We start from the raw sequence: 11,746 nt of genomic DNA on the forward strand, positions 1-11,746 counted from the left end.
GCGTCATTTTTTCAGTTTGGTCCAGGAAGTAGCGACCTGCATCGGTCAGCGCGATACCGCGACCCAGGCGCTCGAATACCGCCACTCCCAGTTCTTCTTCCAGCATTTTTATTTGCCGGCTCAGGGGCGGCTGGGCAATATGCAGAATCCGCGCTGCCTTTGTAAAACTCAGTTCCCGGGCGACGCACTGGAAGTAGCGAATCTGTCTTAACTCCATATTCATACCTTAAAAGTATCGATTACGCCAAATATAGTCTTAGACACGGACAAAAACAATACGGATAATAAAGAAAACAATATAACGGCCAACTGCGCCGGGCGCCTGAATGCGGCCTTGCTGCAGTAGCACCGCCACTCATAGCGTAAGGAGATGCAATTGAAACACAATACTCGTCGACGACCCGGCATCAAAGCGGTTTGCGCAGCGACCGCCATTGCCGGTCTGTTTGCCGCCGGAGCCGCAGCTGCCGCCTATCCGGAACGTCCCATTACCTGGATCGTGCCGTTTCCTCCGGGGGGTGCCATGGATGTCATTGCGCGCACGCTGGGCGAGTCGCTTGCCAAAGATCTGGGTCAGCCGATTGTCGTGGAAAACAAGCCGGGCGCCGGCGGCAATATTGGCGCGGCCCAGGTGGCCAATGCCAAGCCGGACGGTTACACGATCATGATCGTGGCCAATGGTATGGCCGTCAATCCATCGCTCTACAAGAAACTGAGCTACGATCCGATCGCAGACTTCGAACCGATTTCGCTGCTGGCAGACGTGCCCAACATTCTGGTGACGCAATCCAGTCGCAAGGATGTCAATTCAGTTAAAGACGTTATCGAGCAGACCAAAGCCAATCCGGGCAAATACACGTATGCGTCTGCCGGGGTGGGCACCTCTATTCACCTGGCTGGGGCGCTGTTTACCTATCTGGGAAATTTGGATATGCTGCATGTGCCCTATAAAGGCAGTGGCCCGGCAGTCTCGGATCTGCTGGGTGGTCAGGTGGACTATATGTTCGACAGTATCACGTCCTCCAAACCACATATTGATGCAGGCAAGCTCAAGGCGCTGGCGATTACCACGACCAGGCGCTCTGCCTCATTGCCCGATGTCCCGACCATTGCCGAAAGCGGGCTGCCCGGGTATGAATTGCGACCCTGGTTTGCGACTTTTGCACCGGCCGGCACGCCTGCCGACGTTATTCAGACGCTGCAAAAAGCCATGATCCAGGCGATGGAAACCGATAAGGTGAAAACCACCTTCAAGACCATCGGCGCCGAAAAAATCGGCAGCACGTCAGAAGAGCTCAAGGCTTATCTGCAGTCCGAAACCGGCAAATGGAAGAAAATTCTGTCCGAAACGGGTATTTCGGCACAATGAGTGTGACGGTCCAGGTGAGCGCGACGGCACGAGCCGTAGCGTTTAACTGTTGCATTTGTCCAAATAATATCAAGGATCAAATATGTTATTCATGGTAGAAATGGCTGTAAACATCCCTCATGACATGCCTGCAGAAGTGGCTGCCGACATCAAGGCCAGGGAAAAGCAATACTCGCAGGACTTGCAGCGTGCCGGTAAATGGCCGCATATCTGGCGCGTTGTAGGCGAGTATCGCAATGTCAGTATTTTCGATGTGCAGGATAATGAAGAGTTGCACAATCTGCTGTCGGGATTGCCGTTGTTTCCTTATATGGATATTCAGGTAACGGCATTGTGCCGGCACCCGTCGGCAATCTGACGCTGTCGTAACCCGGTACAACGATCTCGCATCGTGCCGGCTGTATTTTTTCTACTTGAGCCGGCCGTGTTCGTTCTATTTGAACCGGCCGTATTCTATTTGCGTGTATAGAACGAAATCTTGTCTTCATCCAGCGCGATGCCCAGGCCAGGTCCCTGAGGGATCTTCAGGGTGTAGTCGCTGTAGTCCAGCGGTGTGGCCAGAATCTCATCCTTGAGTAACAGCGGGCCGAACATTTCCGTTCCCCACTCAAGCCGGGTCAACGTAGAGAACAGATGGGCGGCAGCAATGGTGGCAATGGAGCCTTCCAGCATGGTGCCGCCATACAAGGCGATATCGGCTGCCTGTGCAATGCCGATCAGGTCACGCGCGTTTTGCAGGCCGCCGGCCTGTTCTATCTTGATGGCAAATACATTGGCGCAATGCGCACTTGCCAGTGCAAATCCGTCCTGCGGGCCTTTGAGAGACTCATCTGCCATGATCGGCACAATGCCCAGCGCCGTCAGGCGTTGCATACCGGCCAGGTTTTTTTCATTGATGGGTTGCTCCACCAGTTCGACTCCAACATCGGCCAGCGCACGCAGGTGCTGTGTTGCCTCGGTTTCCGACCATCCCTGGTTCACATCGATGCGAATGCTGGCCTCATCGCTTAGCGCCTGTCGGATGGCGCGAATGTGTTTCAGATCATCTTTGGGCGCTCGCATGCCGACCTTGAGCTTGAAAAGTCGGTGGCGGCGTGTATCGAGCATCTGCTGTGCTTCGTCGATATCTTTCTGGGTATCGCCACTGGCCAGGGTCCAAGCGACACTGATCCGGTCATGAACGGCGCCGCCGAACAGCGCATTCAGCGACACGCCCAGGCGTTTTGCATAGGCATCGTAGAGCGCAGTCTCGATTGCGCATTTGGCAAAGCGATTGTCCTTGATGGCCTTGTCGATGCGTTGGCGCAGGGCTGCCAGCCCTGATGCAGGCTGGCCGATAAGCAACGGGGCAAAATAGCGATCGATGTTGGTCTTCATGCTTTCGGGGCTTTCGCCACCGTAATTGAGTCCGCCAATGGTGGTCGCCTCGCCGATGCCTTCAATCCCATCGGAGGTTTTGACACGGACCAGGACCAGGCATTGGTTATGCATGGTAGCCACGGACATTTTGTGCGGGCGAATGGTAGGGATATCAAGAATTTGCGTACTTACTTCTACTATGGTTGCATCCATATCCATTTCCTCTGATAGCGGATTTATATTCCTGTTCCGAGTATATAAGTCAGGCGGCGCCCGGTCTAATATGTAATTTGTTCATAGGTATACCTTAAAGGTATCGAAACCATGAAGGTGCGCGCTACGCTCGAAAATGACACATTCGCTGCGTTGCGGCACGCAAAAGGACACGCGACTGGACGTGGGATGCCCTTCAAGATTGACACCAGAAAATGGTCGCTAGGGTAAACGCCCATTAATCGAGATCAAAGGGTATCTTCCAAAAAAATTAATTGTCCCGTGAATCTATACCGTGCGAATATCAATAATAGACTCCCGGAGCAACCGTCAGGAAGCAACTGAGAAGAGTATAAAAACGATCAGGAGACAACAATGGCATGGATCTTAAAATGGGTTCCGCGGCTGATGTTCGGCGCGACCAGTATTTCGTTTGCAACAGCGGTTCTGGCGGCAGATATCACAATAGGCGCTGCGTTTCCCCTAAGCGGCCCTAACGCCAGCTATGGCGATATCTTCGGGTCCGGTGCCAATCTGGCTCGGGATCATATCAACGAGGACAATTTGCTTGGAGACAAGCTGCAGATTCAGTATGAAGACACTCAGGCATTGCCCCAGCAGGGCGTGATCAGTATGAACAAGCTGGTCAACGTGGCACGGGTGCCCTATGTGCTCTCGGCGTTTACCGGTGTTTCTAAAGCGATTTCTACAACAGCGGCACGAACCAAAACGGTCGCCGTCAATGGTGGGGGTGTCGGGCCGGATCTGGCCAGTCTTGGTGACTATTTTTGGAATGTGATTCCGTTGGCCACAGACGAAGTCAAGGCCATTTTGCCTTATCTGATCAAAGAGAAAAATCTGAAAAAATTTGTCCTGGTCTATGTCGATGATCCACTGGGAGAAGGCATCAGAAAGGAACTGGAAACAAGCCTTCCACAGGCGGGTGGCGAACTGGCGGAGTCGCTGTCCGTGCCGGCAACAATGCAACAGTTTGCCGGCATTGCCGCTCGGGTACGCGCCGCCAATCCTGATGTTATCTATATAGCTTCTTACGGATCCCAGCAGTCTCAGATGATCAAGCAATTCAGAGACAATGGCGTCAAGCAGCAGATTGCCAGCTACAGCGCCTTTTCCATTCCCGAGACCAATGCCCTGCCGCAAGCCAAGGGGGCGGTATATACCACGCAGAATATCGACTGGAAGTCCGAAGATCCGGTAACGAAACGCTTTGTTGAGGATTATCAGTCCAAGTACAACAAATTGCCGTCAGCGTATATAGCCAACTATTACAACGCAGTTCGTCTGTTTGGTCTGCTCGCCAGTGAACTGAAGAAAAAAGGCGAACCCATTACCGGTGAAAATCTTTTGCGCCAGCGTAACGAAACCAAGTCCTTCGACCTTGTTGGCGGCAAGGTTACCTTCGCCGAGAACGGAACAGTGATCAGTCCAATGCAGGTAAATGAAATAGACGGGGCTGGCGGAAAAGTTGTATCGGTAACCGAAAAGTAGACGGGAAGTATGTCTATGTTGGCCGTTCAGCTATTGATCAATGGAATACAAAGCGGTGCGCTATACGCCCTGATCGCAGTAGGATTTTCTCTGATTTTCGGATGCACCAGGATCTTCCATTTTGCCCATGGTGCAACCTTTACCATTGCTGCCTACATTTTCTATTATCTTTATTCGATGGCCCAATTGCATTGGGTATTGGCTGTGCTGGCATCAACAATCGGGGCGATCATCTTTGGTATTGTGCTCGATAAGTGGATCTACGCGCCCATACAGAGGCACGAAGGGTCATTTTTTACTGTGTTTGTGGCTTCGCTTGGCGTTGGCATTATCGTTCAGAATCTGATTGGGATGATCTTTGGAAGGGGATTTGTGTCTGTTACAACTCCGCTTTCCGAAAGTGTGCAGCTCATGCCGGGATTGTTCGTTTCGCCGCTTTCAGGCCTTGCCATCATTTGTATGCTGGCATTTTTCTTTGCACTGCAGGTATTTCTTAACAGAACGCATATTGGTATTGCCATGCGGGCACTGTCCGAAAATCCGGCTCTGGTTCGCATTTACGGACTAAACCCCCGGCATCTTTCTACCCTGGTTTTCGCTATTGGTTCTGTGCTGGTTGTACCAGCGGCCATCCTGACTGGAGCCAGCTCGGGCCTGAACCCCGCCATCGCGCATCATGTCATGCTAATCAGTCTGGCGGCAACCATTGTGGGTGGCGTAGGGAGTATGAAGGGCGCTGCGCTTGCCGGAATGCTGCTGGGCATCACAGAAAATGTTGCCCTGATCTATCTTGGCCCCCAGTGGAGTGAAGCAGTTACGTTTGTGGTGTTGTTCCTGTTCATTCTGTTGCGGCCATCGGGCTTTTTCGGCCGTGCGATAGCCACCTAGCTGCGATTCAATCATGCTTGCCTATATTCTGAACCTTGCCACACTCATTTGCATTAATGCCGTTCTCGCGCTGACCCTGAACTTCATCATGGGCTATGCGGGAATTTTCTCCATGGCACATGCGATTTTCTTCGGATTGGGCGCCTATACAGCGGCATACGTTGCCATGCACTTGAGCGTTTCCATTTTTCTGACGATTCCAATCGCAATGTGCGTATGCGCGCTGGTGTCGCTCGTTCTGGCCCTGCCTGCATTGCGCGTACGTGGTGAGTATTTTGTAGCGGCCTCGCTAGGCCTGCAGGTCATCGGCGTGACCGTTTTTTCGGAATGGAAGTCCTTTACAGGCGGCATTGGCGGCGTGATTGGCATTCCGGCCGCCAATGTTTTCGGTTTTGATGTGATCGACCCGGCGCAATTTCTGTTACTGGCATTCGTTTCACTTATTGTTGTTGCCACAATTATCACGATTTTGTCGCGTTCCAGTTTTGGCCGCAATCTTCAGGCAATTCGCGACAGCGAGTCGGCTGCCTATGCCATGGGTAAGAATGTTGCCGTCATAAAAACACTGGCAGTGGTGATTTCTTCTGCGTTATCAGCCATTGCCGGTGCGCTTTACGCGTTCTACAACGGTTTTATCAATGTAGAGAGTTTCACGCTTGATACGTCGGTGCTGCTGATGGCAATGGTGATTATTGGCGGTACCGGAACCCTGTTGGGACCATTGGCGGGCGCCGTTATCCTGATGGTGCTTCCCAGCCTGTTCAGCTATATGTGGTTCCTGCCGCAGACAGAAATCGGTGCAATTCAACAAATTGCATATGGCATCGCCATGGTGCTGCTGATGATTTTTCGCCCAGGCGGGCTTATTGGATCGTCCGGCAAACAGGCTAAATCATGACTGAAAATCAAGTGCTCTTGCGTATATCAAATCTTCAAAAAAATTTCGGTGGATTGAAGGTGACGCAGAATGTATCGCTTGATATGCGGGCCGGTATTGTGACGACCCTGGTGGGCCCCAACGGTGCCGGCAAAACGACGTTATTCAATCTGATTACGGGGCATCTTGCCCCGACCGGTGGCGATATTCTGTGGCGGGGAGAGTCTCTTGTGGGGCTCCCGCACTGGAAAATAGCCCGCAAAGGTATTGCAAGAACGTTTCAGGACTTGCGTTTGTTTGACCGAATGACGGTTGAGCAAAACGTGTTGTCGGTGATGGAGCCCATCGCCTGGTTATGGCAGCCCGGAGGGCGCTCAGGACTTTTGCAACGAAGACAGAAGGTAAAGGATATTCTGGAAAAAACACGTCTTTCCCACAAATCTGGCGTTCGGGCGCTGGATCTGTCCTACGCCGAAAGAAAGTTTTTGAGTATGGCCAGGATTATGGCCGCAGATGCAAAAATATGGTTGCTCGATGAACCCGCTTCAGGCCTGGACCGGGGCTCATACTCTCATTTCCTTGATTTGTTGCGCAGTGAAGTCAAAGAAGGCGTCACCGTTTGCATTATTGAGCACAACCTGGATATTGTTTATAGTATTTCCGATCGTGTCGCCTTCCTGGATCAGGGCAAATTGATGGCAGACGGAGATCCCGATGTCGTTCTGAAAGATCCCCACTTGACGGCGATCTACTTCGGGGAGAGAGCACAGTGACAGGGACGATGATAAAGACCATCGATTTGACCGTAGGCTACGGCGGTCGACCGGTTCTTGAGCATTTTAACTTTGAACTGCGCAAGAGCGAGGTGCTTTGCCTGATTGGGCATAATGGTGCCGGAAAATCCACGTTGATCAAATCGCTTTACGGACTGATTCCGCGACAACATGGAGAGATTTTCATTGGTGAAGAAAAAGCGGATCGTATCGAACCCAGGCTGTTGACGGACAAAGGTATTTCCCTGGTGCCTGAAGGTCGAGGGATTTTCCCAGGCCTCACGGTTCAGGAGATCATGAAAATGGGCATGTGGGCTGCCGGTATCGCCAAGGATCAACGGGCCGATCGTCTTGAATGGGTCATGTCGATTTTGCCAGCGCTAAAAGATTTTTATCATCAAAGAGCGGGCACCTTGTCTGGAGGCCAACAGCAGATTGTATCCATTGGCAGGGCGATGCTTTCCCGACCCCATTGCCTGCTGATGGATGAGCCGTCAATCGGGCTTGCCCCCAAGCTGTTTCAGGATTTGTTGCAACCGATCCGCGAACTGCAACTTTCAACCGGCATGTCCATTTTGCTCGTTGAGCAAAATGTCAGAGAAGCCCTGAAAATATCCGATCGGGTACTGGTAATGAAGGCAGGGGCCATCATCCAGGAGTCCTTGCCGCAAGATCTATCGGATAATGCAAAACTGATGGAGCTCTATTGAGATGCAGGCCTGCACAATTGTTGATTTGCTGGAGCATCACCGGCGCGAGTGCCCGGACCGGATCGCCTTTATCGACGGTGATCAAAGATTTACCTATGCTCAATTCGCTGATCTGTGCGACCGCGCCGCCTACTGGCTGCAAAAGCAGGGCATCGGACAGGGTGACCGGGTCGCTGTATGGCTGGTAAACCGCATGGAATGGCTGGCTCTGCTGTTCGGACTGAGCGCGCTGGGTGCGACGCTGGTAACGGTCAATACACGGTACCGCTCGCATGAGGTCTCTCACATCCTGGAAAAATCCGAAGCCAGCATGTTGATTCTGGAGCCGGACTTCAGAAAAATCGACTTTATGTCCATCCTCAGGCAAGTGAATGAACAGAGCCTGAAACACTTGAAGTCGATCGTATTTGTCAATCCCTCAGGCGAGATGCCCGATTGTTTGTTGAGCAAACCGGTGTCGGCCTTGGCGCTAGAGGCGTTACCGGATGATTTTTCAGTCCCGCGAAATGATGCGGCGCAGGCGCTGTGTATTCTGTTTACCACATCGGGGACCACCAGTGCACCCAAGCTTGTCATGCATACACAACGCACCATATCGGCGCATAGCCAACATGTTGCACGGGCCTACCGGTTCGAGCAAGCGGGCGTGAGATTACTCGCTGCGCTGCCGTTTTGTGGTGTATTCGGTTTTAATGCCGTGTTCGGCTGCTTCGCAGCAGGAAAGCCAGTTGTGCTGATGGACACGTTTGATGCAGCACAGGCGAACATATTGATAAATGAGCATCGGGTTACTCATTTATTTGGCAGTGATGAAATGTTCAGCCGAATGCTGGATCACACCCATAGCCCGATACCGTTTCCGTCGGCGCGTGTGTTCGGCTTTGCTGCGTTTCATGCAGGGTTCGATAGCTTCGGTAAAAAGGCGTGGGATAGAAAAATGCCGATGTATGGCCTGTATGGATCCAGCGAGGTTCAGGCGTTGTTTTCACTGCAGCCGCCCGACATGCCATTGAATGAAAGACTTCTGCCGGGAGGCGTTCCGGCCAATCCGCAGGCGCGACTGCGGATTCGTGATCCACAGACCCGTCAATTGCTGGGTACAGGCAAAAGTGGGGTAATCGAGATTTATGCCGATACCAATTTCATCGGTTACCTGGACAATCAAGCCGCAACTGATCAGGCAGTCGATGCTGAAGGGTATTTCTGCACCGGGGATCTGGGCTACTTACGGGAAGATGGAAGTCTTGTCTATCAAACCCGTCAGGGAGATGCGATTCGTCTGGCCGGTTTTCTGGTCAATCCGGCCGAAATTGAAGATGTGCTCAAGGTGCAGCCTGGCGTGGATGACGCCCAGGTCGTGGGCGTAGAAGTGGACGGCCAGAATCGATGTGTTGCCTTTGTCATTGCCAGCAAAGGGTGCGCATTCGACGAGAATGCGTTACGCACCCGTCTGGGGCAGTCGATCGCCGCCTTCAAGTTACCGGTTCGCATTTGGGAAATAGACGCTTTTCCTACAACCATGAGTTCAAACGGCGTCAAGATTCAGCGCCGCAAATTAAGAGAAATGGCACAGGAAACATTAGGATAAGTCGATGAGCGGATATTATTTTGAAGATTTCAACGAAGGCCAGACTTTTGTGAGCGGTGGCAGAACGATTACCGAGACGGATCTAACCATGTTCGCCATGATCTCCGGCGACTGGAATCCGATCCATGCTGACATGGAGTTTGCAAAATCCACCCGATTCGGCCAGCGTGTTGTGCATGGCGTATTGGGGATGGCGGTCAGCACGGGCATGATGCATGAAATGGGTATATTTCATGATTCGGTGATTGCCATGCTTGGCTATCGCAATTGGGATTTTCTGGGGCCGTTGCTGGTCAATGACACCATTCATTTGAAACTGACCATTCTGTCTACAGAACTGGGTAAAAGCGGCAATAGCGGGAAAATCGCCCGTCGTTTTCAATTGATCAATCAACGTGACGAAGTCGTACAGGACGGCCAAAGCGATGTTCTGGTCTTGACTCGACAGGGCGGCCAAAGCGCGCAGCAAAAATAGTAAGCAGCGCCTGCACTCGGGTGGCACGCATGATGTTCGCGGACTGCCGATACAGATCCAACTTTCGGCATCTACGGGTAAATCGGTATTAAACAGTGGTGAAGCATGCCTTCATGAATTACAGATGGCGACTCTCCCCTTTAGCCGCTACTCTGATCGCATAAATCGAACCGACTAGCGGGAGACACGAATGAAACTTTTGCAATCCATTCCAGGTGGGGTGCTGGCTACTTTGCTATTGGCAGGTACCGCCAACGCGGCCTGGCCGGAAAAATCCATCACGATTATTGTGCCCGCTGCGCCCGGCGGCACGACAGACATGTCTGCCAGGCTGGTGGGCGACAAAATGAGCAAAACCCTGGGTCAGACAGTGGTGGTGGAGAATAAGGCCGGTGCGGCGGGCATTATCGGTTCGCAGGCCCTGGCCCGCAGCAAGCCTGATGGCTACACGCTGGGCATGGGCAATGTGGGGCCCAATGCAATCAACTATAGCTTGTACAAAACGCTGCCCTATAAAAAGGACGATTTCAAGCCCATTACGCTTGTCATCTCGGTGCCGAACGTGCTGGTTGTCAACAGCGAGACGCCGGTCAAATCGGTCTCTGAACTGGTCGCTTATCTTGCTGCCAATGAAGAGCGAAGAACGTTCGGCTCCTCGGGCAAGGGGCAGTCGCCGCATCTTTCTGCAGAGATGTTCCTGCAACGGATCAAACAGACCGCTCAGCATATTCCCTATAAAGGTGCAGGACCGGCCGTATCAGGCCTGCTGGGCGGTCAATATACGTTCATGATCGATAACCTGCCCAGTTCCATGCCGTCTATAAAATCAGGTAAATTCAGGGCCCTTGCGGTCACGGGCGATAAGCGTTCGGCACAGTTGCCGGATGTACCCACCATGAAAGAAGCGGGTATTGATAATATGGTCGTCAATGCATGGTTTGGATTGATCGCGCCAGCCGGCACGCCGGATGAGATCGTCAGTAAAATTCAACAGGCCGCCAAAGATGCGCTGCACAGCGACGATATCGTTTCACGATTCAAATCGCTCGGTGGTACCCCTGGCGGGAACACGCCAGAGGAGTTTGCAACTTTTATTAATGATCAGCAGCATTTGTGGGCCGATACGGTTCGTGCTGCGAATCTGCAAATGCAATAGGATACGCGACTATTTCAGTTGGCATATTGCTCCTGCGCAGCCTTCCACCTCGCGTACTGTATCGGAAGGCATACCGCGCAGGGCCGGTACCCGGCAGCGATGGCCGTTGCTTCATCGGCAAAAAACACGCGATGCTTCACATAGCCCCCACGGGCGATGGCCTGCAGGGCGGTGCGGCAATCCAGGCAACCATAGATTTTGCTGCGTCTGTGCCCGCCCAGCTTACCAGGACGCGTGCTGTGCCAGGGTTTACCGTCAGTTCCGGTCAGTGTCCAGTAGCGAGCGCTGTTCATGTGTATCTCTCTGATTGTCTCCGGGCGCGTGGTGAAAAAACAGTTCCAGCCCGATGCGCTGGCCGCTGCGTACGCGGCTGATGGCATGTTTCATATTGACCCGGTAAAAGCCGTGGCTTCCCTTGAAGGGACGCTGGCCTGTGCTCATGATGGCGATATCGCCCTGCTGCAGCGACAGGACAAGGGGTCGCGACTGCATGCGCGGGCGCTGTTCTGTCATGACCAGCTCGCCGCCGCGAAAATCCTGCCCTGGCTCGCTGAGCAACAGCACTGCTTGTAACGGAAACACCAGCTGGCCGTCGTTGCGTTGATGCAAGGCGATATAGTCTGATTCCTGCAATCGATGCAGATGCGACAGTTGTCGGTTCTGATCGGCATCGTGATTAGCCTGTAGAAAACTGTCCAAGGTGTCGGGATAGCGGTATCCGATTTCCAATACTTCGTTCCAGCGATTGGCGATGGGCGCCAGATGGCGGTATAGCTGCTTACGCAAAACGGCAAGCACTTCGGGCAGTTTATCTTCAAAAAAGAACAAT

14 protein-coding genes are annotated in these 11,746 nt (G+C 52.7%); 10 read left to right on the forward strand and 4 right to left on the reverse strand.

The features are described from left to right. On the reverse strand, window positions 1-217 hold a 217-nt coding region (locus tag INT32_RS21555; protein WP_193090742.1), incomplete at its 3' end, for a LysR family transcriptional regulator. Between the two features lie 153 nt (window positions 218-370). Between INT32_RS21555 and INT32_RS21560 the strand changes: the two genes are divergently transcribed. Continuing rightward, window positions 371-1,369: a tripartite tricarboxylate transporter substrate binding protein gene (locus INT32_RS21560; RefSeq protein ID WP_193090743.1), complete on the forward strand. Its 999-nt coding sequence runs from the start codon at window positions 371-373 to the stop codon at window positions 1,367-1,369. Window positions 1,370-1,451: 82 nt separating this feature from the next. Beyond that, window positions 1,452-1,727 carry a muconolactone Delta-isomerase gene (gene catC, locus INT32_RS21565; RefSeq protein WP_193090744.1) on the forward strand — a complete coding sequence of 92 codons (276 nt, stop codon included), beginning with the start codon at window positions 1,452-1,454 and terminating at the stop codon, window positions 1,725-1,727. Between the two features lie 95 nt (window positions 1,728-1,822). Here the strand turns inward: catC and INT32_RS21570 are convergent, their stop codons facing one another. Continuing rightward, window positions 1,823-2,941 carry a muconate/chloromuconate family cycloisomerase gene (locus INT32_RS21570; protein ID WP_193090745.1) on the reverse strand — a complete coding sequence of 373 codons (1,119 nt, stop codon included), beginning with the start codon at window positions 2,939-2,941 and terminating at the stop codon, window positions 1,823-1,825. Window positions 2,942-3,316: 375 nt separating this feature from the next. Between INT32_RS21570 and INT32_RS21575 the strand changes: the two genes are divergently transcribed. The 8 genes from INT32_RS21575 to INT32_RS21610 all read left to right on the forward strand — a co-directional run bounded on the left by INT32_RS21575 (window position 3,317) and on the right by INT32_RS21610 (window position 10,917). After that, entirely contained in the window at window positions 3,317-4,450 is a 1,134-nt protein-coding gene (locus INT32_RS21575) for an ABC transporter substrate-binding protein (protein ID WP_193090746.1), read from the forward strand. A 9-nt stretch (window positions 4,451-4,459) separates the two neighbouring features. Beyond that, window positions 4,460-5,338 (forward strand): branched-chain amino acid ABC transporter permease, encoded by an 879-nt coding sequence (locus INT32_RS21580; protein WP_226817344.1) that lies wholly within the window; start codon window positions 4,460-4,462, stop codon window positions 5,336-5,338. A 13-nt stretch (window positions 5,339-5,351) separates the two neighbouring features. Beyond that, window positions 5,352-6,236 (forward strand): branched-chain amino acid ABC transporter permease, encoded by an 885-nt coding sequence (locus INT32_RS21585; RefSeq protein ID WP_193090747.1) that lies wholly within the window; start codon window positions 5,352-5,354, stop codon window positions 6,234-6,236. Then, a complete protein-coding gene (locus INT32_RS21590) occupies window positions 6,233-6,988 on the forward strand; it encodes an ABC transporter ATP-binding protein (protein WP_193090748.1) in 756 nt (251 codons plus the stop codon). Before INT32_RS21585 ends, INT32_RS21590 begins: the two co-directional genes overlap by 4 nt. Before the next feature lie 8 nt (window positions 6,989-6,996). After that, window positions 6,997-7,698 carry an ABC transporter ATP-binding protein gene (locus INT32_RS21595; RefSeq protein ID WP_193090749.1) on the forward strand — a complete coding sequence of 234 codons (702 nt, stop codon included), beginning with the start codon at window positions 6,997-6,999 and terminating at the stop codon, window positions 7,696-7,698. 1 nt (window position 7,699) lies between these two features. Beyond that, on the forward strand, window positions 7,700-9,286 hold the full coding sequence (locus tag INT32_RS21600; protein WP_193090750.1) for an AMP-binding protein: 1,587 nt from the start codon (window positions 7,700-7,702) through the stop codon (window positions 9,284-9,286). A 4-nt stretch (window positions 9,287-9,290) separates the two neighbouring features. Further along, window positions 9,291-9,761 (forward strand): MaoC/PaaZ C-terminal domain-containing protein, encoded by a 471-nt coding sequence (locus INT32_RS21605; protein WP_193090751.1) that lies wholly within the window; start codon window positions 9,291-9,293, stop codon window positions 9,759-9,761. 190 nt (window positions 9,762-9,951) lie between these two features. Then, window positions 9,952-10,917 (forward strand): tripartite tricarboxylate transporter substrate binding protein, encoded by a 966-nt coding sequence (locus tag INT32_RS21610; RefSeq protein WP_193090752.1) that lies wholly within the window; start codon window positions 9,952-9,954, stop codon window positions 10,915-10,917. Window positions 10,918-10,931: 14 nt separating this feature from the next. Here INT32_RS21610 and INT32_RS21615 read toward each other — a convergent pair whose 3' ends face one another. Together INT32_RS21615 and INT32_RS21620 are read right to left on the reverse strand one after the other, a co-directional pair. Further along, the gene (locus tag INT32_RS21615) at window positions 10,932-11,210 is read right to left on the reverse strand and encodes an Ada metal-binding domain-containing protein (protein WP_193090753.1); all 279 of its coding nucleotides are present in this window, start codon (window positions 11,208-11,210) and stop codon (window positions 10,932-10,934) included. Continuing rightward, window positions 11,173-11,746, reverse strand: a 574-nt coding sequence (locus INT32_RS21620) for a 2OG-Fe(II) oxygenase (RefSeq protein WP_193090754.1), incomplete at its 5' end; no start/stop codon positions are given. The genes INT32_RS21615 and INT32_RS21620, both read right to left, overlap by 38 nt.

Source organism: Advenella sp. FME57 (assembly GCF_014897675.1).
Lineage (GTDB): Bacteria > Pseudomonadota > Gammaproteobacteria > Burkholderiales > Burkholderiaceae_B > Advenella.

Coding starts and splice junctions, on each gene's coding strand:
- INT32_RS21560 (WP_193090743.1), top strand. CDS start 371: ATGCAATTGAAACACAATACTCGTCGACGACCCGGCATCAAAGCGGTT.
- catC (WP_193090744.1), top strand. CDS start 1,452: ATGTTATTCATGGTAGAAATGGCTGTAAACATCCCTCATGACATGCCT.
- INT32_RS21570 (WP_193090745.1), bottom strand. CDS start 2,941: ATGGATGCAACCATAGTAGAAGTAAGTACGCAAATTCTTGATATCCCT.
- INT32_RS21575 (WP_193090746.1), top strand. CDS start 3,317: ATGGCATGGATCTTAAAATGGGTTCCGCGGCTGATGTTCGGCGCGACC.
- INT32_RS21580 (WP_226817344.1), top strand. CDS start 4,460: ATGTCTATGTTGGCCGTTCAGCTATTGATCAATGGAATACAAAGCGGT.
- INT32_RS21585 (WP_193090747.1), top strand. CDS start 5,352: ATGCTTGCCTATATTCTGAACCTTGCCACACTCATTTGCATTAATGCC.
- INT32_RS21590 (WP_193090748.1), top strand. CDS start 6,233: ATGACTGAAAATCAAGTGCTCTTGCGTATATCAAATCTTCAAAAAAAT.
- INT32_RS21595 (WP_193090749.1), top strand. CDS start 6,997: ATGATAAAGACCATCGATTTGACCGTAGGCTACGGCGGTCGACCGGTT.
- INT32_RS21600 (WP_193090750.1), top strand. CDS start 7,700: ATGCAGGCCTGCACAATTGTTGATTTGCTGGAGCATCACCGGCGCGAG.
- INT32_RS21605 (WP_193090751.1), top strand. CDS start 9,291: ATGAGCGGATATTATTTTGAAGATTTCAACGAAGGCCAGACTTTTGTG.
- INT32_RS21610 (WP_193090752.1), top strand. CDS start 9,952: ATGAAACTTTTGCAATCCATTCCAGGTGGGGTGCTGGCTACTTTGCTA.
- INT32_RS21615 (WP_193090753.1), bottom strand. CDS start 11,210: ATGAACAGCGCTCGCTACTGGACACTGACCGGAACTGACGGTAAACCC.